The organism is Pseudomonas sp. NFX224 (assembly GCF_048565165.1).
In the GTDB taxonomy this organism is placed as follows: Bacteria; Pseudomonadota; Gammaproteobacteria; order Pseudomonadales; family Pseudomonadaceae; genus Aquipseudomonas.
The window spans coordinates 3029969-3052059 of sequence record NZ_CP183416.1 but is presented as its reverse complement, the minus strand read 5'-3'; the positions used below and the strand labels follow the sequence as shown (position 1 = coordinate 3052059).

General features: G+C 59.3%; 16 protein-coding genes. 3 read left to right on the top strand and 13 right to left on the bottom strand.

From position 1 onward, the window contains the following. Nucleotides 1-5 precede the first annotated feature (5 nt). The 3 genes from ACNYC6_RS13705 to ACNYC6_RS13695 all read right to left on the bottom strand — a co-directional run bounded on the left by ACNYC6_RS13705 (nucleotide 6) and on the right by ACNYC6_RS13695 (nucleotide 4025). Nucleotides 6-1013, bottom strand: coding sequence for an AAA family ATPase (locus ACNYC6_RS13705; protein WP_105641067.1), 1008 nt, complete (start codon nucleotides 1011-1013; stop codon nucleotides 6-8). An 11-nt stretch (nucleotides 1014-1024) separates the two neighbouring features. Further along, on the bottom strand, nucleotides 1025-2407 hold the full coding sequence (locus ACNYC6_RS13700) for a DUF1254 domain-containing protein (protein ID WP_158259209.1): 1383 nt from the start codon (nucleotides 2405-2407) through the stop codon (nucleotides 1025-1027). Between the two features lie 397 nt (nucleotides 2408-2804). After that, nucleotides 2805-4025 carry a LuxR C-terminal-related transcriptional regulator gene (locus ACNYC6_RS13695; RefSeq protein ID WP_419712711.1) on the bottom strand — a complete coding sequence of 407 codons (1221 nt, stop codon included), beginning with the start codon at nucleotides 4023-4025 and terminating at the stop codon, nucleotides 2805-2807. A 796-nt stretch (nucleotides 4026-4821) separates the two neighbouring features. On the opposite strand from ACNYC6_RS13695, the gene ACNYC6_RS13690 reads away from it, so the two are divergent. Then, nucleotides 4822-4977: a hypothetical protein gene (locus tag ACNYC6_RS13690; protein ID WP_371919693.1), complete on the top strand. Its 156-nt coding sequence runs from the start codon at nucleotides 4822-4824 to the stop codon at nucleotides 4975-4977. A gap of 484 nt (nucleotides 4978-5461) precedes the next feature. On the opposite strand, the gene ACNYC6_RS13685 is transcribed toward ACNYC6_RS13690, so the two are convergent. Next, nucleotides 5462-7342 carry a DUF1302 domain-containing protein gene (locus ACNYC6_RS13685; RefSeq protein ID WP_419712710.1) on the bottom strand — a complete coding sequence of 627 codons (1881 nt, stop codon included), beginning with the start codon at nucleotides 7340-7342 and terminating at the stop codon, nucleotides 5462-5464. A 286-nt stretch (nucleotides 7343-7628) separates the two neighbouring features. Here ACNYC6_RS13685 and ACNYC6_RS13680 point away from each other — a divergent pair, with 286 nt between their 5' ends. Next, on the top strand, nucleotides 7629-8996 hold the full coding sequence (locus ACNYC6_RS13680) for a DUF1329 domain-containing protein (RefSeq protein ID WP_419712709.1): 1368 nt from the start codon (nucleotides 7629-7631) through the stop codon (nucleotides 8994-8996). Between the two features lie 110 nt (nucleotides 8997-9106). Here ACNYC6_RS13680 and ACNYC6_RS13675 read toward each other — a convergent pair whose 3' ends face one another. The 9 genes from ACNYC6_RS13675 to ACNYC6_RS13635 all read right to left on the bottom strand — a co-directional run bounded on the left by ACNYC6_RS13675 (nucleotide 9107) and on the right by ACNYC6_RS13635 (nucleotide 18905). After that, a complete protein-coding gene (locus ACNYC6_RS13675; RefSeq protein ID WP_419712708.1) occupies nucleotides 9107-10603 on the bottom strand; it encodes a DUF1254 domain-containing protein in 1497 nt (498 codons plus the stop codon). Nucleotides 10604-10791: 188 nt separating this feature from the next. After that, complete coding sequence (locus ACNYC6_RS13670) at nucleotides 10792-11568, bottom strand: glucose 1-dehydrogenase (RefSeq protein WP_419712707.1); 777 nt, start codon at nucleotides 11566-11568, stop codon at nucleotides 10792-10794. A 24-nt stretch (nucleotides 11569-11592) separates the two neighbouring features. Further along, nucleotides 11593-12408, bottom strand: coding sequence for an SDR family NAD(P)-dependent oxidoreductase (locus ACNYC6_RS13665; RefSeq protein WP_105641074.1), 816 nt, complete (start codon nucleotides 12406-12408; stop codon nucleotides 11593-11595). A gap of 26 nt (nucleotides 12409-12434) precedes the next feature. After that, complete coding sequence (locus tag ACNYC6_RS13660; protein ID WP_105641075.1) at nucleotides 12435-12812, bottom strand: hypothetical protein; 378 nt, start codon at nucleotides 12810-12812, stop codon at nucleotides 12435-12437. Further along, nucleotides 12806-13579 carry a methyltransferase family protein gene (locus tag ACNYC6_RS13655; RefSeq protein WP_419712706.1) on the bottom strand — a complete coding sequence of 258 codons (774 nt, stop codon included), beginning with the start codon at nucleotides 13577-13579 and terminating at the stop codon, nucleotides 12806-12808. The genes ACNYC6_RS13660 and ACNYC6_RS13655 overlap by 7 nt, the downstream gene beginning before the upstream one ends. 85 nt (nucleotides 13580-13664) lie before the next feature. Further along, the gene (locus ACNYC6_RS13650; RefSeq protein ID WP_419712705.1) at nucleotides 13665-14786 is read right to left on the bottom strand and encodes a saccharopine dehydrogenase family protein; all 1122 of its coding nucleotides are present in this window, start codon (nucleotides 14784-14786) and stop codon (nucleotides 13665-13667) included. A 30-nt stretch (nucleotides 14787-14816) separates the two neighbouring features. Next, nucleotides 14817-16421 carry an AMP-binding protein gene (locus tag ACNYC6_RS13645; protein ID WP_419712704.1) on the bottom strand — a complete coding sequence of 535 codons (1605 nt, stop codon included), beginning with the start codon at nucleotides 16419-16421 and terminating at the stop codon, nucleotides 14817-14819. Beyond that, nucleotides 16418-17662 carry a thiolase family protein gene (locus ACNYC6_RS13640; RefSeq protein WP_105641079.1) on the bottom strand — a complete coding sequence of 415 codons (1245 nt, stop codon included), beginning with the start codon at nucleotides 17660-17662 and terminating at the stop codon, nucleotides 16418-16420. The genes ACNYC6_RS13645 and ACNYC6_RS13640 overlap by 4 nt, the downstream gene beginning before the upstream one ends. Before the next feature lie 10 nt (nucleotides 17663-17672). Next, nucleotides 17673-18905, bottom strand: a complete 1233-nt coding sequence (locus ACNYC6_RS13635; protein WP_105641080.1) for an acyl-CoA dehydrogenase family protein — start codon at nucleotides 18903-18905, stop codon at nucleotides 17673-17675. A gap of 181 nt (nucleotides 18906-19086) precedes the next feature. Here ACNYC6_RS13635 and ACNYC6_RS13630 point away from each other — a divergent pair, with 181 nt between their 5' ends. Then, nucleotides 19087-21720 (top strand): LuxR C-terminal-related transcriptional regulator, encoded by a 2634-nt coding sequence (locus tag ACNYC6_RS13630; protein WP_419712703.1) that lies wholly within the window; start codon nucleotides 19087-19089, stop codon nucleotides 21718-21720. Nucleotides 21721-22091 lie beyond the last annotated feature (371 nt).

Below are 22091 nucleotides of genomic sequence, written 5' to 3'. Positions count from 1 at the left end.
CGGTATCAACCCGCAATGACGAGACTCAGGATCCGGTCAATCGCCTGTTCGACCGTCACTCCCGAGGCTGCCGCCTGAAACGACAGCACCAGACGGTGGCGCAAAACGTCATGGGCTACCGCGCGCACGTCACCATCGTCGACATAATCTCGACCTGCCAGCCAGGCGTGAGCCCGCGCGGCACGTTCCAGTCCAAGGGTGGCTCGCGGGCTGCCCCCGATCGACAGCCATTGTGCAAGTTCCTCATCGTGCTGCCCGGGATAGCGGCTGGCCTGGACGATGCCGACGATGTAGTCCTTGATCGGCTCGCTGACGTGGATTTCAGCCACCGCGCGCCAGGCTTGGTACACCACCTCCACCGAGAGTCGCTCGGGTGCCTCGCTCGCCGTTACTTCGTCGGACGCAGATTCGGCTTCGGCGTAAGAGCGCTGTTGTTCACCGCGGACCAGGTCGAGGATGCCTTTTTCGCTGTCTGCCGACGGGTAATCGACCTGAATCTTCATCAGAAAGCGGTCGAGTTGCGCCTCTGGCAAATTATAGGTGCCCTCCTGCTCCACCGGGTTCTGTGTGGCCAGGGCCATGAACAGTCGGGGCAGCCGATAGGTCTTGCCGGAGACGGTAATCTGCCGTTCCTCCATGGCCTCCAACAACGCCGACTGTACTTTGGCCGGGGCTCGATTGATCTCGTCCACCAGCACCAGGTTGCCGAACACCGGCCCCTGTCGGAACTGGAACGCGGCCTCCAGCGAGGCCGCATCCGGCACGTAGATTTCCGAGCCTGTGATGTCGGCAGGAAGCAGGTCCGGGGTGAACTGGATGCGCCGGAAGCTCGCATCCAGATTATTGGCCAGGCTGCGTATGGCACGGGTCTTGGCTAGCCCGGGCATGCCTTCAAGCAGCAGGTTGGAATCGCATAACAGGCACAGCAGAATACTGCGCACGACCCGCTCCTGACCGATGATCGAGCGGCTCATGCGTTGTTCCAGGGCTAGAACCTGCGCCAGTGCGGTCATGGGACCGGTACTCATTTGACCTTTTCGATATCGCCCAGCGTCCAGGACTTGTCGAAGAAAGCTTCGGTCGGCGCATAAAAGCGGAAGTAGGTGAACCAGCCATCGCCGGGATTGGTTTGCACCCAGTTCTGTTCGAAGCCTTTCACCGGCTTGGGTCCGTAGTAAATGTCCACCGAACCGTCGGCGTTCTCCTTCAGCCCCTGCTTGCCGGCAGCAATGTCCGGCGCTTTTTCGTCATTGACGATCATCTGCCGCTCTTTCTCGTCATACACTGTGGAGGACCAGAACTGCTTGGCGGGTACATTCGCGGGAACGTGCAGTTTGTAGGTGTTCTCGCCGGTCAGCCAGTTACCGTCCTTGTCCTGGTAAGTCACGATATACCGCTGCCCCACACCCGGGGTTTGGGTGAGCATGGCCTTGGAGATCGAGACCGCTTCATAGAACCAGGAGGCGCGCTCGTCGAACTGGTCCCAGTTCTCCGCGCGCTGATTGGTACTCACGGTGATGGCATGTTTCCAGTGCGTCCCTTTCCAGAATGGCGGTTCGAAACGTTTGGCGTAGTTGTTGGCCTTGGCCATGGCCTGGCCCAGCACGGCACCTTTTTCGAGGGCTGTTTTCTGATTGGCGTCCGGTTCGAAGGGCTTACCCTTCTCGATGCCGAGGGACCGCAAGTGTTCCATCATGAAGCGGTCACGATCCTCAACCACTTCTTGCTGCACCAGTTGGTTGATGCTCTTCCAATAGTCCATGCCGGTGCGTGGCGTCTGGCTCCATGGCTGCTCGCCGGCCGGGAGCACGGGCCAGCTCTCACCGAGCTTGCCGTCTTTATAGAGCGCAGTACTGATCTGCGGCACCAGGGTCTTGACAGCCTCGGCCTTGTCCTTGCCCAACAAGCGCACGCCGAAAAACACGATGTTGGACTTCGCCGGTATCACGAAGTAACCCTCAGGCGCGATGGGCTCGTGCCCCGGCGGAAGGAACAGGTATTTGCCACCTTCGCCCTTATCCGGGCCTACCACACCTAGGTCTTCCAGAACACGCTGATGTACATCCATGACCATGCCCGCCATCAGGCCCTTGGGCAGGGTCAGCACAATCGGGCCGGTCTTGGACAGATCGGCGAAGGTAGCAATGTAGGGGGTTGTGTAGTTAGGCGTGAGAATGCCCTGCTTCTGCTTCTGGGTGATGTAGGAGACCAGTTGGCCATCCTGGATTTTGAAGACGTTGTTCTGGGCGTTCTTCCATTCGATCATCCCGGCAGCAGGAATACCCCAGAGATAGGCGTCGGTCGCCCGCATCAAATCCATCTCGCCCAGCAGCTTGGTCATGGTGGGCTGGGTAGGATAACCACCATCGAACTCCAGTTTTCCAATCGCGGAGTCCTCGCTTTCCATCTTCCCCGCCATCGCTGGGGCTGACAGGGCTAATATCGAACAACTGATGAGCGAAGCGAGCAGGTTCCTGGTGAACGTCATAGCGGGTAGTCCCTTGAAAAATGGTCAAAAAAACAAAGCCGGAGTGAAGGTCGCTTGATACTCGGCAGCGCTGGGAAAGTATTGTCCGATCCCGACTTCGCGCTCTCCGCTCGCACCCCTTATGTTCGCCTCCCGGTGAATGCGCAGGGTAACGACGACGGAAATATCCGGGCCTGAGCATAGTCACTGTCCATGAAATTGCCACAGCACTCAGGTCATAGACAGCCAAGACTTTGGCGGCATATTCACCCGGGCTTGATCCCCCTGATGGGGGAAATCGGTGCCTGTTTTCGGGTGCTGACTCATCACACAAGGCTCAGGCGATCATCCCCAATAACTTTGCCTGGGCAATGGCCTGGCTTCTGCTCGATACCCCCAGCTTGGCGTTAATCTTCTGCGCGTGACTTTTGATGGTATGCAATGAAAGGTGCAGCCCTTCGGCAATTTCCCGGTTGGACAATCCCTGGGCAATCATTTCCAGGACAATGAGTTCCCGCCGGCTGAGCCTGACATCGCTGACTGAAATTTTTGATGCTTGATCGATCACCATTAGCCCATGCCCCTGCATCTTGAAACTTCGCTCGATGCCGCTCAATCCGAGTCGGCGGGACAACCTCAAGCCTTCCATCAAGGCATGCCCGGCCTGGCTTCTCTGACCATTGAAATCGAATGCCTGGGCGAGGCAGAGCCACAGCTTGCACACCAGTGCCCAGCGGCCTTGCGCTTGCGCCTCCAGGCGCATGTCCTCCAGCCCGGCAATGACATTGTGACCTGCGGCCATCTGCACTTGCGCAAGCTGCAGCGCTAGACGTGGCAGCAACTCCGGATGACCGAGAACCGTTCGGCCTTGATACAACGCCAGGCACTGAGCCAATGCGCGCTCTGCTTTAGCGTGCTGTCCCTGGCATAACCAAAGCCTTGAGTAGGCCAGCGTCAGTTGGCACTCATAGAGCGGTTGCGCGACTTGCTGGCATTGCAGCAAGCGACTGGCGTTGCCCAAGTGAATGAATGCCTGCTCCAGTTCGTTCTTTGTCGCCGCCATGTCGGCAAGGCCCAGATACCCCCGAATAGCCAGCGGATCCTGACACGCAAGCGACGCCTCGAGGCCCGACTGAAAAAAACGCGTCGCCTCTGAACAGCGACCCAATTGCACCAGGACCCCGGCGTGTCGTATGCGTATACGGGCACCCAAAAAGTCAGTCTCGGTATTGGAAACGGTTTTGAGTTCGAAATACATTCGATCAAGCAGCATGTCTGCACGCTTCAACTCGCCACGAACTTCCAGAAAATCGACATACTGCAGCAACAAAATCCCTTCAATCGCCAGGCTGGCGTGTCGACGAGCCATCGCCAAGGCACTGCGAATGCGCTGCCGAGCGAGCCCTAGCCGTCCTTCGCTCAGCGCCAGTTCTATTAGCGTGGCCTGCCCCAGCGACCGTTGCACCCAGGCATCCTCCGCCAGACAGTCCACGGCGTCTTCCAGCGCCAGCTCCTGGCTTGGGGTATCAGCTCGATGACAGGCGATGGTCGCGGTCAATACTTGCCACTGTGCCAGTCCCGCGCGTTGCCTGTTCGCATCAGGCTGCGGCATAAAGCGCTGCAAACGGTTCGTCCAGCGTTGTGCCTGTGCCAGACGACCACCAAGTAGCTGCGCCCATGCAACCAGGGTCACGAGTTCAAGCGAGTCGCTCAACCTCGGCACCGACAACTGCTCGCACCAGTGGAGTACCCGCGCCAGCTCCTGACCTTGCAGTAAACGATCGTGGCTGAACGTCTGCAGTACGGACACAGCGACGTCCTCCTGTCCGGCCAGCAACGCATATTCGATGGCCTGGTGCTCCTGTTTCGCAGCAATACACCAGTGGCATGCGCGAATGAACAATGCTTTTTTTTGCTCAAGGGACAGTCGTGCCGATAACAGCCCGGCTGCCGCAGGCTGCACACGGTAGCGTGCAGCGCCACAGTACATCGAGTCGACAAACAGGCCCGTCTCATACAGCTGCCTCATCAGTCGGCCGCCACCGACTGTTCCGATCAGGTAATCGCAAAGCGCGGCATCAAAACCTGGCAAACAAGCCAAAGTGCAAAGCCACTCACGCCACTGCGGCGGTAGCCCATTGAGCACTTCGCTCTCCAGGTATCGCTCTATCAGCAAGCCGTTATGGGGGCTGACAGGCCTCACCCCACGCCGCTGGCCAAGGAGCTGCATCCGAATCCCCGCGTACCAGCCCCCAGTCGAATCCAGCATTTGCTGCGCAGCGCACGGAGCGAGTTGAAGCGTTTCACGTCCCAGCAACTCCTCCAGCTCAGAGTTCGTCAAGGCCAATTCGCGAATGCCAAGTTCCAGCAGTTTCCCTTCCAGTAACAAGCGCATCAGTTGGCAATTGGGTCGTCGACGGCTGGCGATCCACCAGTGGACCTGGTGGGAAGTCGACAGCAGAAAGCTGTTGAGCACGCTGTCCAAGGCATTGTCGGTGGTGCGGGGATAATCGTCGACCATCAGCCACAGAGGGGTCGCCTGTTGTTCAAGGCAGGTTTGTACGCTGGCCATGTCATGCGACACGCCTAATTGCCGGGCCAATACTTCGATGAAACCGTCTGCTCCGAATGACTGCCCTTTCAGGTCGCACCAAAGCAGGCGCGTATCGACGGGACAGTGCTGGGCGCATTCATGCAGCAAAAAGGTCTTGCCACTGCCTGCCGGGGCGCAGAGCAGGCGCACCGGCCAAGGGGCGTCGAGCAACGCCCGGCGCAAACGCGGGCGCGGCACAATGGCTTGGACACAGTGCGGCGCGTGCGGTTTTTTATGGGTGATTGCCAAAGACATGGGGAACTCGCATCTTGAGTTCGACTAAGGGTATCGAAGCGAATGCAACGCTATGACCCCCTCGATGGGGGATGTCCGGCCGCCGATGAAAACAAAAAAGAGCGGCTCGTGAGCCGCCTAAATCCGATGGGAAAAACCGGCAGCAATCAGAAGTTCATGCCGAGACTCAACGCAGCAAAGTCACGATCAACCGAGGTGTTGTAGTCGCCGCCAAAGAAGTTGGTGTAAGACAGGCTTGCGCTATAGGTGTTGCTGTACACCGCATCGAGCCCAAGGCTGACGGCCTTGGCGCCTTCGGTGAACTGACCGTTCGGGCCGTACCCCTCGACGTCGTGGGACCAGGCAATGTTCGGCTTCAGGTTGATTCCGGCGAACACGTTGTTGTAGTCCCAGATTGCCCGGGCACGGTAACCCCAGGAAGTGCTGGTGACATAGCCATCGTCCTTGCAGAAACGGGTCAGGTTTTTGCCATTGGCTCCCACCGTGCCCAGGTTGAGTTGGCGACAGGTATCGATGGCTCCCCCGGCACTCGCCGGCAGCGGCCCCTGGCCGTAGACCGGATCACGACCGTAGCGGGCGTCGGAACTGCTTTCCAGGCCGCCGACATGCACCACGCCCACTTCACCGACCAGCGTCAGGCGATCGGCGCCCATGACCTGGTCGAAAAAGTGCGTAAGGGTACTCTGAAACTGGGTGATCTCCTTGCGACGATAGCCGTGCAAGTCCTGGCCAGGAGCGACGTTCAGCAGCGAAGCGTTGGGCAGGACCGGCCCGCCCAACGGACCGACCGCGGAGAACAAAATGTCCTGGGTGTTCAACTGCACTGGTGCATTGGGCCGATAGCTGATTTCACCCGACCAGGCGGTACCGGTCGGCAGCGTCGTGGAAAAGCTCAGGCCGTACAGGTGAATGTCTTCCGGGTACTCGATGAAGTACTGGGAATTGGCCGCCACGGCGATTGGCTGCAAGGCGGCTGCAGGACCGGTCAGCACTGCCTGCGCTTGGTTGTACACCTGCTGGCTGGCCGCCGTGGCGCTGAAGAATGGAAGGCGGCTGTGATAGTTCATGTAATAGCCACCGAACTCGGTGTCGAGTGCGTCGGACATGTAGCGCAGGGCAATACCAAACTGACCGTCGTCACGTGCATCCCGATCCGGGCCTCGGGGAACCTTCACACCCTCCTGATCGATGTCGGCCCCAAAGACATTTTGCAAGGCGGCCAGGCCGCCCGCCGGAATCGCCGAGCGCGGTGCCAACGCCCGCAGGTTGTTGTTGCAGCCATCGGCCACCACATCGGGCTGGGCGAAAAAGGTCCCGCAGTTGTCGACGACGGTCTGGTCCCACTCAAGCTGGTAGAACGCTTCGGCCGCCAGGTTTTCCGTCAGGCTCTGCGACACATAGAACATGTTGACCGGAATCAGGCCCTCCTTGATTTCGGCACCCGGGCGGCGAAAAGCGGCGGCGTCGATCGGGTTGATCGAGTTGATGCCGTTCTGGATGAACGTGCTCTCCCCCCAACTCACCACCTGCTTGCCAAGGCGCACGGAGCCTGGTTGATCGGCAACCTGATAGTTGTGATAGACGAACGCGTCGAGAATTTGCGCGCCGGAAGATTTGGCGCCCTCCTTGCGGCCGTGGTCATCAATGTCCTTGAACGGGCGACTTTCGTCCTTGAGTTCGAAGTCGTACCAATACTTGCCGCGTACAAAGACACCGCTGTCGCCGTACTTGAGTTCCAGGTCGTGGATGCCCTTGAAGATCTTCGAGAAGGTTTCATTTTTCTTGAAGTTCAGGTGCGAATCATCGGAGGTCTGCGCCAGGCCGTCGCCGCCATTGTTGCCACCGATCAGATCGCGATCGGGGCTGCTGGTCGCCCAACTGGCACCCACGGACAACGAGGAGTCGAACGAACCGTCGATTTCACCGATGTTGAAGGCAACGGCCTGTGCGTCGACGACACAGCCCAGGGCGATGGCGGCAGCCAGCACCGCGCGCTGGAAAATCCAGCCCTTGTTGAGGTTATGCATGTGGCTTCCCTATTGGTTTTATTGTTGGTTGCCAACGCTAAAGGCTTGCTTGCCGGTGCGGTAAGAGACGAAGGAGTGAATCGCAAAACTCATCCCGGGGGATGAGTTTTGCGATCCCGATGCCAGAGCCTGCGGCCGATATTGCCCCCCACTGCCGCCCCCCATCCGGGGGACGTTCTAGCCAGTGCGTGATCGCTAGTTTGTGCTCAAGGCAATTGCCTTCGCCCGTTTCTCCGGGCGTCTTCATGCAAGTCCGTCTCACTTTTGCTCGTCGAGGAAAGACTCAATGACTCCAATAACAACCTGGCTAAAAGCCGGGGCTCTGTCGCTCACAGCACTCTCTGGTGCAGTACTTGCCGCGGTTCCCGCCGACGAAGCCGCCCAGTTGGGCAAGACCCTGACCCCAATCGGCGCCCAACAGGCAGGCAACGCCGACGGCAGTATTCCGGCGTGGACCGGTGGCATGGGAAAAACCGCAGCACCAGTCGATGCCAATGGTTTCCTGGGCAACCCGTTCGCCAACGAAAAACCCCTGTTCACCATCACCAAGGCGAACATGGATCAATACAAGGACAAACTCACGCCTGGCCAGATCGAGATGTTCAAGCGTTACGGCGACAGCTACCGGATGCCGGTCTACACGACCCATCGCACGGCTGCCCTGCCCGACTCGGTGTACGCCGCGGCGAAAAAGAATGCCACCACCACCCAGCTCATCGAAGGTGGCAACGGCCTGCAGAACTTTGACACGGCCATTCCATTCCCCATCCCCAAGAGCGGCGTGGAAGTCGTGTGGAACCACATCACCCGCTATCGCGGCGGCAGTTTCCGTCGGGTCATTACCCAGGCCACGCCGCAAACCAACGGCAGCAACACGCTGGTGACCTTCCAGGATCAATTCACGTTCCGCACCCAGCTCAAGGACTACAACCCCGCCGAAAACAGTAACGTCATGTTCTTTTTTACCCAACGGGTACTGCAACCGGCGCGCCTGTCGGGTGACGTCCTGCTGGTCCACGAGACCATCGATCAGGTGAAGGAACCGCGCATGGCCTGGATGTACAGTGCCGGTCAGCGCCGGGTGCGCCGCGCCCCGCAGGTTTCCTATGACGGACCGGGGGTTGCCACCGATGGCCTGCGGACCTCCGACAACTACGACATGTACAACGGCTCCCCTGATCGTTATGACTGGAAGCTGATCGGCAAGAAAGAAATCTACATCCCTTACAACAGCTTCGCGCTGGCCTCGACCAAGCTCAAATACAACGACATCCTGCAACCCGGTCATATCAATCAGGACCTGGCACGTTATGAACTGCATCGCGTCTGGGAAGTCGAGGCGACCCTGAAAACCGGCGAGCGCCATATCTATGCCAAGCGCCACTTCTACTTCGACGAGGACACCTGGCAGGCAGCCGAGATCGATCATTACGATGGCCGCGGCATGCTCTGGCGCGTCGCCGAAGCCCATGAAATGCAACTCTACGACCATCAAGTACCGTTCTATGCGCTGGAAACCCTTTACGACCTGCAATCGGGTCGCTATCTGGCGCTGGGCATGGCCAACGAAGAGAAGCGTTTCTATGACTTCGACTTCCAGGCGTCGACGACTGACTACAGCCCGGCCGCCCTACGCTCTGCCGGGGTGAAATAAACGCCTGACAGCAAATCAACTTCCCTTTGCAAAGCCACCTTCGGGTGGCTTCTTTTTGCTCGTTGCGCGGGTTTGCCGATCTCCGACAAGCCCGCCATCAACCCCCTGAATCAGTTCACCCGGCGAATCGCCGGAGGCGCCCAATCGCCATTGAAGATGCCCGGATCGGTTGCGCGATAAGCCCGCAGAATCAGCTGGAACGGCCCATCCGGGCTCGGCAGCCAATTGGCCTCCTGCCCTTGCGGCGCTTGTCGCTGGATGTACACGTCCAGAGAACCATCGTCGTTGTACTTGAGGGATTTGTCGACGCTGTTTACCGTCCAGCGTCCAGTCGGATTGGGATAGAAAAGCCGCTCCGGCAGCCGGTAGATGGTCAGACCCCAATAGGCCTGCACGGCCGGGAAAGCGCCCTTGTCAAAATGCAGGACATAGTGATTGTTGCCATTGAGTGGCTGGCCGTCGGTATCGGCAATTCCCGCCATCGCTGCATACTCGTCAGCGGTATTGGAATAGATGCCACGGTGACCGACGCCGGCTCGCTGCAAGTAGTCATAGCCAAAGGCGCCGACGGGCTGGCCCAGTTGCGGTACCCCCCAGCCGTTGACCAACTTGGTGCGCGCCGTTGCGGAGCGGTCCTGGACCAGTTGCCAGCCGTCGGTGATCGCTCTCTGCAACGCCTCGCGGGTAGCGGTATCGAGTTTTTCCGGATCGAACTCCAGTCCAGGGCCAATCCCGATACGACGCAACTGTGCCCACAGCGCTTCTTCGCCGGGACGCGGGCCGGCGGCGGCCATGGCCTGGTTGAGAACGCGGAAGAATTCCAGCGACGTCGACAGTTCCTGCTGTTCGACCGGCACCTTGCGGCGAGGGTCATCGGCTGGCAACTCTGGGGCTTTCCAGTCTTTTTTACCGACGAATACCGATAGCGGCTTGAGACTGAACTGTTGCTGGACCACCCGCGTGCGCTGAGCCAGATCATCCTGGTCTTCAAAGAAGGTGCGAACCAGGATAAATCCGCTGTTGGTATCGACCGGCACCGCAGTGACGCCCTTGGGTAAGGTGCCCTTCCAGCCCGGCCCGACCAGGGCATAGTCACCAGGCCCATTGCCCACCGAACGCTTGGAAATATTGGCCACGGTCTCGGTGTAGCCATCGGTGACCTGGGCGGTCCAGTAGCGCATGCCCTGAGTGTCGGGGACATGCAAAATCACAGGTTCCTGGCTCAAGTCCAGACAGGCTTCCGAGTACAGCAGGTCGCCATTGGGCGTCACGAACAGGCGGTATTGGTCATCGGCGGGTGTCGGCTCGTGGCGAAAACTGTTGAGTGCCGCGTGATGGCGAAAGTCCGGATCAAGCATGCGCGAACACACCCGATAGTTCTCCACTGCCGGCCATCCGTAGACATACGCCTGAATGCCAAGCGAATAGGCATCCAGTTGTCGTGCACGATACATCACCTTGAGGGCGGGCTTGTCGCCGGGCTCGACACGGTCGACCCGAATGCTATCGACCGGCGGCGGCTGGATACTTTGATGGGGAACAGCAGCGAGTACGGTGGTACTCATGAGCGCAACCGTGAGTACGCCCGGATGCATCGAATAGCGCATACGCATTTCCTTTTTTATGATTGTCTGCGAGCCCCGCGTTGGCCTGGACCTATCTGGGCAGCCAGGACTATGCAAAAAACCCCTGTGGGCTTGGATCCCCCGCGTGGGGGGCGGTGTTTGCAGCAGGCAAAAAAAAGCGAAGCACCAGGGTTGCCGATGCTTCGCCAAAACCAGCGCAGTACTGAGGGTTACTGCGCTAGGTAGCCGCCATCGACCACCAGGTCGGAGCCGGTCATGTAGGTTGAATCGTCTGAGGCCAGGAACAGTGCCACCTTGGCGATTTCTTCCGGTGCGGCGAGCCGCCCCATGGGAATGCGCTGCTGCAGGTAACTTTGGAACTGCTGCGCCAGATCACCGCCAATGCTCTCCAGTCCGCCACTGATCATTGAGGTCGCAACATAGCCGGGGCAGAGGTTATTGATCCGGATCCCATAGCCCTTACGGGCACAATGGGCGGCGGCCGCGCGGGTAAAAATCCGCACGCCCCCCTTGCTGGCGTTATACGACGGCACCATCGGCTCACCAATGATGCCCTCGATCGAGGCCACGTTGATGATCGAGCCAGCGCCACGGTTTTTCATGACGGCAATGGCTTGCTGGGTGCCGAGGAACACTCCGTCGAGGTTGATCGCGTTGGTTTTTCGCCACTGTGCCAGGGTCAATTGCTCAACGTCGGCGAGAATGGCGATCCCGGCGTTGTTCACCAACACATCAAGCTGGCCCCAGCGCTCAACCACAGTAGAAATCGCCTGCGTCCATTGCTCCTCGCAACTGGCATCGTGACGCAAAAAGGCGGCGTTGAAACCTTGTTCCTGCAAGCGCTCGACTGCCTGCGTACCGCGTGCCTCATCGATGTCGGTCAACAGGACTTTGGCGCCTTCACGCAGGAACGCCTCGGCAATCGCCAAACCAATACCGTTGGCGGCCCCGGTGACCAGGCACACTTTTTCCAATAAACGAGTCATTGCACATATCTCCAGATAAACGAGTTAGCAGGCGCTGGCGCCACCGTCGATGACGAGTTCGCTGCCGGTGCTCCAGCGCGAAGCGCTTGACGCCAGGAACAGCACTGCACTGGACACGTCCTGAGGCTGGCCATAGCCAATGGGATGCAAGGATTCGACATAGGCATCGGCGCTCGCTTCATCCGGTGCAAGGCCGACGGCTGCGAGTCCGCGCACCACATTGATGCCCATTTCAGTTTTGATGATGGCTGGATGGATCGAGTTGACACGGATGCCATAGCCCAGTCGCGCAAACTCCACCGCCGCGGATTTGGTCATCAGCCGCACGGCTCCCTTGGACGAGCAGTAGCCACCCAGCGCTGGCATACCGACAAGGCCGGCCACCGAAGACAGGTTGATGATCGAACCACCCTTGCCCGCCGAACCCTCCGGGCGCATGGCCCTCGCCGCATGCTTGATGCCCAGGAATACTCCCGTGACGTTGACCTCATGCATCAGGCGGAAGTCCTCGACACAGGCTTCGGTGAACAGCGCCATCTTCTCAATGCCGGCGTTGTTCACCAGGATGTCCAGACCGCCAAAAGCCTCGACGGTCGCCTGTACCACCTGTTCCCAGTGCTGCTCGTTGGTGACGTCATGCCCCAGTGCCAACGCCTCACCGCCCAACTCGCGAATACGCTGGGCCGTCGCTTCGGCCTCAGCCATCAAGACATCGCTAACCACCACTTTCGCGCCTGCCTTTGCCAGGGTTTCAGCTGTTTCTGCACCGAGGCCACGTGCTGCGCCGGTTACCAAGGCGACTTTGCCTTCAAGCTCAAAGCATTTGAATACCGTGTTCATAGTCGACTCTCTATTTTTGTTTTAGGTTAGGCGGGGTATTGGCGCAGGAAACTCAGAAACAACCAGGCGAACAGCACATCACCCAGCGCCAGTGCAGGCAGTTGCCAGCCAATATTGCCGGCCAGCCAGTGGCCAAAAATGGCAACCACTACCAGGATTTTGGCCCCTGCGCCGAGACCGACATAAGGCCTGAAACGGCCGGGTGAATAGGCAGTGCACAGGTAAGCGAAACCGAAAGAGGCAATCAGCATCAAGCCCAGGTCACGCAGCGCAAGATTGCTGCCGGTGGCCTCATTGAGTTGCAGCAAAGGGCCCAGCCAGGTATCAAGCAACAGCAAGCCAAAGGCCACTGAAAAGTTGAACAGTGCGGCCAATCCAAACAGCCAGCGCGCATGAATCAGCATACGCCACCCTCCTTGGCGTCAGCCTTGAAAGGCGCCAGCACAATGCGCAGTGAGGGCAGCAACAGGCCACTACCGGCTTTGTAGTCTTCCCAACCCGGGTGGCGCGACAACGAGGCGTCCTTGGCCAGCATGCGTGGCAAAAACAGGCCGAGCCAGCACCAGAGCACGACAACCCAACCCAGCCAGTGTGCCGCGAGCACGGCATAGGTGCCGTAGATCATGATTTCGCCGAGGTAGTTGGGATTGCGGGTGTAGGCAAATACACCGTCGGTGATCAGCCCTTTGCGCAACTTGAGGATGAAGTTCTTTTGCAAATCGGCGGCGACCATCAACACCACGCCCAGGGTGTGCACGGCAATGCACGCTGCGAGCAATGGGTATCCGGGCTCGATGTGTCTGGAAATGAAAAGGTAGGGCAGCGCCCAGTACCAGGCGATCAGGCCCAAGTACAGCACGGCGGTCCCGGCCAGGGTAATGCGGCGATCGAAGTTGGCATCGCGACAGGTCGCGTCCTTGATCAGCCAGCAGTAGCCGTAGATGCCATGCAATCCCAGATAGACCCAGGCGCCGACGCTGAAATTATCGAAATGGCACATCATTGCGAAAATGATGAAACCGGTAATGACCTTGTGCGTGTTGACGGCCCAAGCCATTTTCAACGGCCTTGGACCGCCACCCAGGTCTTCAGTCAAGTAAGTCGTAATACGTTGCGCTTGCCGCACCCACATCGGTGCGGGTTGAGTAGCAGGCAGGCTGGAGCGGGTCATTATTGTTCTCCATCGGCACTCAGTCGTCCAGGGTGCGGCACGGGCGTTGGCAACGCACGACCGAACCCCGGACCCGGAAAATAAATCAGGCAGGCAATGCGCTGCAGTAGCCCAACTCATGGAAGCGCTGGATCAGTTCACGATGACCAAATGCCTTGGCCGAGGACTGGAAGCCATTGTTCTTCAACTGGCCGTCGAGTAGACGCTGGGCCGCTTCGGCACAAATCTCGCCGGTCCAGGTGTAGGCCGCGGACAGGTTCATCACGTAGCTGGTGGTGACCTGTCGACCCTGACCGAGGCAGACAATCACACCGCGCTGCACATCGACCGAATCCTTCGGCGGCTCACCGCTGTCCATCTGGTCGCCCATGGCGTTGGTGAACGCTTCACGTTGCTCCTGATTCATCCCCGGGGCGGCGGCGTTAAAGGCTTTGATCGCCTGGATCACCGGGCCGATCATGTGCTCGCCAACGGCGGTGAGCACCTTGCAATTGCGTACGCGCGGGTCGTTCTTGAACCACACCGGCTCACACGCGCCACCCCATGGATGGGCGCTGAGCATCGCATTGCGATACGGCACCGCCACCTGGTAAGCCACATCGTTCGGCCAGGCCTTATACTCGTTCTGCTCCAGGTAATACTGCGAGACGTCGTTGCAGACCATGCGCAGGAATGACTTGGTCGAAGCCTCGGAAGGCAGGCCATTGTCGATCTGGTAGCAGATGTCCAGGCTGTCGACTTCCGGGTTTTCCAGTACCACTTCGGCGGCCAGTGCACCGGCGGCCCACATGAACGAGTTGGCCGGGCACAACAGCAGGCCCTTGGCCGCGAACGCCGGGCCGAATTTTTCGCCGATAGCGGCGGTCCAGTCCTGCTCACCGGTGGTGTCCAGATAATGACAGCCGGCTTCCAGGCAAGCCTCTACCACCGGCCAGCCGATCTGCATGAAAGGACCGGCGACGTTGATCACAACGTCGACGTCGGCGAACAGCGGCAGCAGTGCTTCAACGGTGTTGTCGGCGGTGACAATTTCGGCGTCCACGGCCTGGCCATGACGCTCTTCGACCACGGCCAGTGCCGCCTCAAGGCGTGCACGGGTGCGTCCGGCCATGAAAAATGGAATGTTGCGTCGGGCCAGGGATTCGGCAATCAATTTGCCGGTGTAACCACTGGCGCCATAGATCAATACCTTACGAGCTGCAGACATGGTGGTTCCTCTTGTTATTGGTTCTGGGTCTTAACGGGCTTCGTGATGAACACAACCCGGCTGCTGTTCAAACGCTTCGAGCAGGAATCGGTCCTGGGGTTTTTCCGAAGCGGTCTTGGGGATCTGTGCCAGTACCTGCAGGTAACTCGGCACAAAGTTGGATTCGAGCTTTTCGCGGCAGACGCGATAGATGCTCTGCGGATCAAAGCTTTCCAGGTTTTTGGGCACTACGGCCGCCACCACATCTTTCTCGCCGGGCACGCCGTTGGCTGCCGGAATGCCATAGACATAAACGTCATCGACTTGCGGACACTCGGCGATGGCCTTCTCGATAAAAGCGCTGTTGATGAAGTCACCGTTGCGGCGAATGCCATTGCCCTGGCGGTACTGGAAAAACAGCCAGCCTTCGGCGTCTTCAAGCACGACATCGCCCATGTGCAACCACCCCCCCATGCACTTCTTTGCCGAAGCCTGGGGGTTGTTGAAGTACTCGACCCTGTACGGGCTGCCATCGACCGGCTGGAACAACAATTCACCCGGCGTACCCGGAGGGCAGTCCTGACCATGATCATCGACGATTCGGTAACGCAGATTGGGGGCGACCTTGCCGATGCTGCCTACCGGGCCGACGCCAATCGGCTTGATGGTCAAGCCACCTTCGGCCGCGCCGTAAAACTCCAGCATCTGCACGCCGAAACGCTGCTCGAAATCACTCCAGATGGCTTTCGGCATGCCAGCGGAAATCACGAAGCGCACGGGGTTGTCGGCGTCATCCGCCCGCTTGGGCTCTGCGTACAACGCGGTGGTCATGCCGCCCAACAGCGTGAAGCTGGTACAGCCAAAACGCCGGGTAATCTCCCAAAGCCTGGACTTGGTGAAACGCCTGGACAACACACAGGACAACCCCAATGCCAAGGAAGCACCCAGCGTTACCAACTGCGCATTGGCATGGGTCAGCGACAGTCCGGAGTACGGTTTGTCATCAGCCCGGTAGCCAAAGATGCGATCAGTAATAAGTGCTGTTTCGCAGTAGCGCTGGTGCGTCATGACAATCCCTTTCGGGTCGCCCGTCGTACCGGAGGTGAAGATCAACTGCATGGGCGAATCCGCGCCCAATTGCGCCAGCGGATGCTCTTCGCTGTGTGTCGCCAGGGCGTCTGCGTACAGGGTCACTCCTGGAGCATCGAGCGCGGCGCTATCACACTCATCGGTCGGCAACCCGACGATCCACCGCGTATGTTGCAACTGCTCACGTACCGCCAACAGGTTGCCCATCGCATAGTCAGCGACAATCACGCCCTTGCACTTTGCGTTGTCGAGGAAAAACGCCAGCTTGTCGCCTTTGGCCCGTGGATCGATTGGCACGAACACCGTGCCGGTGATCGCCGCCGCCACCATGGCATCGACAAACTCGACGTGATTGGCCATGAGTAATGCGAAGCAGTCGCCCGGTTGCAAACCGAGTCGGCTCAGCCCCCATGCCAGGCGATGCCCGTTGCGCCACAGATCACTATAGGTACGTTTCTCGACCAGGCTGCGGCTGCCGTTTTCAACGGCTAACACGGCAAAATCGGGTTTTTCCAGGGCTCGATTGCCGATAAGGCCGGCGAGGTTCAAATCGCTATAGACAGTCATTTCAGTTCTTCCCGTACCAGCAGACTTACCACCGTAGCGGCGGCATCCAGGCCGATTGCACCGCCGCCGTTATGGGCCATGCCGATGCGCGCGCCTTGCACTTGTCGGTCACCCGCGCGCCCTTGCAATTGCTCTGTCAGCTCAACGATTTGTGCGCAACCGCTGGCACCGATCGGGTGGCCTTTGCGCAGCAGGCCGCCGGAAGTGTTGACCGGTATCCGCCCGCCCAGGCGGGTAGCACCGCTTTCAAGCAGGTGAATGCCTTCGCCTGGCTGGCACAAATCGAGGTATTCGTAGGCCATGAGTTCCGAAGGCGCCGAGGCATCATGAAGCTCGACGCAGGACAGCTCGCCAGGGCCAATACCGGATGCTTCATAAACCTGCCGGGCCGCGAGGGCGCCGACGCTTTCTCCCGGTTGCTCGAAGTCCCACCCGGACACCAATGCCGAAGCCGCGACGCGCACCGGATTTCTCAGGCCCAGCTGCCGGGCCTTGCGCTCACTGACCACGATCACCGCCGCCGCGCCATCACCGATCGGCGAGCACATCGGCAGCGTCAGTGGATCAATGATTGCGCGTGCTGCAAGGACCTGTTCGACGGTCAGCACTTCACGAAATTGCGCGCGGGGATTGAGGCTGCCGTGAAGGGAGTTCTTGGCGGCGATCATGGCGAAATGTTCGGCTGTGGAGCCGTATTGTTTCATGTGCTTTTTGGCCATCATCGCGTAGATGTCCATGAACACTGACCGAGTGCTGCCCGCGCCCTCGGCCACAAAAGGCTCACCCGCCGCCTCGGCGAGTTTCTTGATGACATTGACCGCACCGTCGGGGTCTTCCACATCCACGGCACTGGAAAACGCCCCCAGGCTGCGCGCCTTGTCTTCGTGGAACAGCTTTTCATAGCCACACACCAGTGCGATGTCGTAGTAACCGGCACTGACCATGGCGCAGGCTTGTTGAAAAGCCGTCGATGAAGAGGCGCACGCGTTCTCCACGTTGATCACCGGGATCTTACCGATGCCCATGCCTCGCAGCACCACTTCACCACGAATCATTTCCTGACCGGTCACCACGCCTGCCGCGGCGTTTCCCATCCATGCGGCCTGCAACTGAGACTTGTCCAGCCCGGCATCGTTGAGCGCCAATTGAATAGCCTGGCCCGCAAGGCTTTTGAGCGTCTTATCCTGGTGCTTGCCGAACGGCACCATGCCGACCCCGGCGATGTATGCATTCATCTTCATGCCATGTGCCTCAGATCCGGGAAATCAGGGTGCCGCCCTTGATGGCGAGCATCTCATTGCAACCGTCCTCAATCATCGAGGCGCGGGCATCGCGCAACAGTTTCTCGACCGGGTACTCACGGGTGACGCCGTTGCCGCCGAACATCTGGATGGCTTGCGAAGCCACATCGAACGCTGTCTGGGTGGCGGTGATTTTTGCGGCGATGGAACCTTGCAGTGCCGGCTGCGGCGCCACGTGGTTGAAGTAGATGGCACGACGCGCCAACGCGCGGGATGCCTCGACCCGGACAAACATGTGGAACAGGCGATGGCGCACGTTCTGGTGCTGGATGATCGGTACGCCACCCTGTTTGCGCTGGTGGGCATACTCATGGGCATGCTCATAGGCAGCCCTTGCAGCGCCTGTCCAGATCACACCCATCAGGCCGTTAGCCTCGGTCAGAATGCCTTGCTCGGCCTTGACGTAGTCTTCGGGGCCGGCAACCAGGTGGTCCAGAGGCAGGCTGACGTTGTCGAAATACAACTCACCCTGTGGCAGCGCGCGCTGGCCCATCTTGTCCAGCGGCGCGCCGCGGCTCACACCGGCGCTGTCCAGCGGCACCAGAACCACACAGCGCTTGTCGGTACCCGAACCGTCGTCGTAACCACAGAACAGAATGCAGGTCTGGGCGATCGGGCCGTTGGAGACCCAAGCAGACTTCTGCCCGCTGATGACGATGCGTTCGCCCTGGATCTTTGCGTAGCAGTTGAGGCGACCATGATTCACCCCCGGGTGACGGGTATGGCCACTGCTGTCGAGCATGTCCGAGCCATGGTCGGGTTCGGTGATGCCCCAGCAACCGACAGGTTGGTCGGCGTATCGCGCGATCAGATCCTGCCGACCCATCAGGTTGAGAACGATACTGGGGATCATGGCAGCCCCCAGCACCACCGCCAGGCCGCCATCGCCATAACCCAACTCTTCGAACACCAGGCACATCAGCCGTGCCTGATCGGCGGGCGGCAAGGCCAGCATGTCGGCCAGGGTAATGCCGAGTTTGGAGAACTCGTCGAACACCTGCCAAAGTGGCGAATCTGCGGCGATCACCTCAGCTGGGGTCATGTGGTCCAGTCGTTGGCCAATGGGGCGCATCACCTTGGTGGCGAAGCGCCGGGCGCTGAGCTGCATCGAGGTTTCCAGCTCGTTGAGATCTGCATCCAGGCCTGTAGGTTCGAGCTCGGTGCGCAAGGCATACCCGGTCATTCTTATTCTCTCCGGTCAATGGCGGTGAGCAGTCACACCCGTGAGTGCGGCTGTCGCGTTTGAGGCGAGTTAGATACTATTCGCCTCACTTTGAGGGATTGACCCCCTCGATGGGGGATGACCGATGAATCAAGAAGCACCCATAAAAACAACAAACTCGCCGCTATTGACGACCAAACTGATGCCACCGCGCCGAGGACGAGGCAACCTGCCTCGCCCGCGCCTGGAACAACTGATCGACCAGATCGCAGAGTCGAGCCTGACCGTACTCAAGGCCCCCCCCGGCTTTGGCAAAAGCACCCTGGCCAGCGCCTGGGCCCAAGCCGCGTTGGCCCGTGGTGCACAGGTGGCCTGGCTGACCCTCGACGAAGCGGATGACAGTCCGGAGCGCATACTGCTGTACGTGGCCGCTGCCATTGCGCAAAGCCAGGCGGTGGAAGCCGAACAGTCATTGCTCAAGAATTTCGCATTACTGCCTGCCGAGCACCTGAGCACACTGCTGCTCAACGACCTCGGACGCCGGGAGCAGGCTTGCTTTCTGTTTGTCGATGATTGCCACTGCGCACCCGCCGAGGCATTCGCAGCCGCATTCGATCAACTGATCCGCTACGCACCTGACAACCTTCACCTGGTGTTCTGCGGACGCAACGACTTGCCGGCGAGCCTCTACGCTCACCTTTACAGCGATGCCTGCCTGGAGGTTGACGCTGGCCAGCTGCGCTTTGACCTGGATGAAACCCGCGACCTGTTGTTGCGCTCGGGCTTTGCAGAAATAGATGCAGGCGATTTGCTTGATCTGCACCGTTCCACCCAAGGCTGGATCGCGGCCTTGCGCGCCAGCCTGCTGTCCATTCGTCAACGCCCTGGCGCAAGCGCCCGCTTGCCAAAAAGTATTTCGGGTCTGTTGGACGAATTGCTCAAGCACCTGCCCCCGTCCATGGTCGAGCAGCTCAGCCGACTGGCTTGCGTCGATAAATTCAACACTGAGTTGACGGCACGCCTCACCGGCCACCCGGACGCACGTGCCCTGATCGATGAACTGGACCGCCTGCAATTGTTTCTCAGCTGCCTGGACGACGCTGGCGACTGGTTCAGTTTTCACCCGTTGTTCCGCGAGCATCTGCGTCGACGCCTGTCACCGGTGCAGTTGAGCTATACCTTGAGCCTGGCCGCGCGCTGGTTCGCCGATCAACAGCTGTGGACCGATGCCGTGCGCAGCGCGCTGTCCGCCGGTGACAATGAGAGTGCCCAACAATGGATTGCCCACTGTGCGATGGACCTGGTTGAACGAGGTGACTTCATCATCCTGCTCGACTGGCAACGCCAGTTGCGAGACCATCTGTTGCAAAGCCCGCCGCAACTGAAGCTGGCAATGGCCTGGGCATCGGGCCTGGCCATGACCCATAGCAATTCGCTTCACCTGCTCAGCGAGGTGGAGGCCGACCTCGCCGCCCTGGGTCGGCTGGAGTCGACCGATGCGTTGTTCTGGGAATGCCAGGCCCTGCACGCCATGCTCAAGGCGCTCGGCGATGATGGTCAGGCCGGTGGAGAACTGGCTATTCGCTGCCTGCCGCACTTGAGCAACCGCCCGTGGATCTGCAACACCTTGCTCAATGTGGTGTGTTTCAGCCATCTGAGTGCCAGTCGCTGGGAGGCGTTCTACAGCCTGCCCCCAGTCATTTGCGAACCGCTGGAACGCAGCCGCTACCTGTTTAACCAAATCTACCGCCTGAGCCTGGTGGGCTTCGGCGAATCGCTTCAGGGGCGCTTCTCACAAGCTGCGGCGATTCTGGAGGAAGCCTTGCGCCTTACCACGCCGGTCAATGCCAGTGGCCAGGGACATTCGGTACTTCGTGCGCTGCCCGCGAGCTTTCTCGCTGCCGTGCGTTATTTGCAAGGACGCGAGGAAGAAGCCGCGCAACTGAGCCTGGAAAATATCGAGTTTGCCAAACTCGGCGGTTTCCTCGATTGCATCGCCAGCGTCTACATAACTGCCAGCCGCCTGAGCAGCAGCCATTCCAGCCATCAGGGTGCTCGCTACTTTCTAGAGGACGGTGAGCGTTTGGCACAAACTCGCCAATGGCCACGCCTGCAAGCATATCTATTGCTGGAACGCATCCGGGTCAGCCTGATCGACCATAAACAGCATGAGGCGCAGGCCTGCGCTCAGCAGTTGGAACAGATACAGACTGACCGTTCAGCGCCTGCGACAGACAATTTCACTGATTATCAATACCTGGCCAGCCTGGCGGCACTCTGGTGTGAAACGGCGGGCATTTCCAGGCCGGCGGATCTGGTGCAAGCGCAAAAAATCTACAAGTTGGCGGCAGGCCTCAATCAACGACTCAAGCAAGCTCGGCTAGCAGCCAGCCTAGCCCAGGTTTACTGGGTACGGCAGCAAAAGGAGACAGCTGTAACCTGCCTGCTCGAAGCCTGCCAGTTGGCCGATCACAGCGGCGCCTATCGCCTGCTCAAGGACCTACCAGCCACGGATTGCCTGCAGCAGCTCACTCGCTACGCCTTGCAGGACAAACGTCTGAGCCAGGCCCGGCTGGCCCAATTGCAACGTCTGATACCCGACAACAATACGGCCACCCAGCAGACAATCCAGGCACGCACGGCAATAGCGCTTACGAGCAAAGAGCGCAATGTGCTGGAGTTGGTTTCTCACGGTAAATCAAACAAGGAGATGGCAAAGCTGCTGGGCATCACCCCCGAAACCATCAAGAGTCATATGAAAAATATCTTCAGTAAGTTGAAGGTAGACAGCCGCGCCCAAGCCGCTGTCATTGCCAAGGCCCACGGCTTGATTTAGCTGGTTGAGTTGAGCTCTATTCATTGGAGTTTTTTGAAACGCTGTCGACCCATCCCCTTAAACATTGACCGACTGCTTTGAGTTGCCGCCCTTCGCGACAAGGCGGAATTCGGCCGATTCTATTGAAAAAGTCGGTCTGCCCAAACTGCCTGATCATTGACGGGTGAAAATGCCATTTTTGCACGCGGGCACGTGAAATCTAAGTCCAAAAGTCTTTGCCAAAAGTAAAGATTTCAATCTCGGACGCGTACTTTTCTGCTGCGCAAGCAATGGCCGACTTTTTCAACAGAATCTGCCAAAAACAGACTCAATAGTTGGTTCGTTTTCAAAAGTGCCGTTGGCATTCGGCAAGCCCCTCCTCATCTCGTTTG

Bases quoted from the DNA above. Each gene is read 5' to 3' on its own strand.
- ACNYC6_RS13660 (WP_105641075.1), bottom strand. From the start codon at position 12,812: ATGCTGATTCATGCGCGCTGGCTGTTTGGATTGGCCGCACTGTTCAAC.
- ACNYC6_RS13680 (WP_419712709.1), top strand. From the start codon at position 7,629: ATGACTCCAATAACAACCTGGCTAAAAGCCGGGGCTCTGTCGCTCACA.
- ACNYC6_RS13685 (WP_419712710.1), bottom strand. From the start codon at position 7,342: ATGCATAACCTCAACAAGGGCTGGATTTTCCAGCGCGCGGTGCTGGCT.
- ACNYC6_RS13690 (WP_371919693.1), top strand. From the start codon at position 4,822: ATGCCAAGTTCCAGCAGTTTCCCTTCCAGTAACAAGCGCATCAGTTGG.
- ACNYC6_RS13645 (WP_419712704.1), bottom strand. From the start codon at position 16,421: ATGACTGTCTATAGCGATTTGAACCTCGCCGGCCTTATCGGCAATCGA.
- ACNYC6_RS13665 (WP_105641074.1), bottom strand. From the start codon at position 12,408: ATGAACACGGTATTCAAATGCTTTGAGCTTGAAGGCAAAGTCGCCTTG.
- ACNYC6_RS13700 (WP_158259209.1), bottom strand. From the start codon at position 2,407: ATGGAAAGCGAGGACTCCGCGATTGGAAAACTGGAGTTCGATGGTGGT.
- ACNYC6_RS13635 (WP_105641080.1), bottom strand. From the start codon at position 18,905: ATGACCGGGTATGCCTTGCGCACCGAGCTCGAACCTACAGGCCTGGAT.
- ACNYC6_RS13705 (WP_105641067.1), bottom strand. From the start codon at position 1,013: ATGACCGCACTGGCGCAGGTTCTAGCCCTGGAACAACGCATGAGCCGC.
- ACNYC6_RS13640 (WP_105641079.1), bottom strand. From the start codon at position 17,662: ATGAAGATGAATGCATACATCGCCGGGGTCGGCATGGTGCCGTTCGGC.
- ACNYC6_RS13655 (WP_419712706.1), bottom strand. From the start codon at position 13,579: ATGACCCGCTCCAGCCTGCCTGCTACTCAACCCGCACCGATGTGGGTG.
- ACNYC6_RS13670 (WP_419712707.1), bottom strand. From the start codon at position 11,568: ATGACTCGTTTATTGGAAAAAGTGTGCCTGGTCACCGGGGCCGCCAAC.
- ACNYC6_RS13650 (WP_419712705.1), bottom strand. From the start codon at position 14,786: ATGTCTGCAGCTCGTAAGGTATTGATCTATGGCGCCAGTGGTTACACC.
- ACNYC6_RS13675 (WP_419712708.1), bottom strand. From the start codon at position 10,603: ATGCGCTATTCGATGCATCCGGGCGTACTCACGGTTGCGCTCATGAGT.
- ACNYC6_RS13630 (WP_419712703.1), top strand. From the start codon at position 19,087: ATGCCACCGCGCCGAGGACGAGGCAACCTGCCTCGCCCGCGCCTGGAA.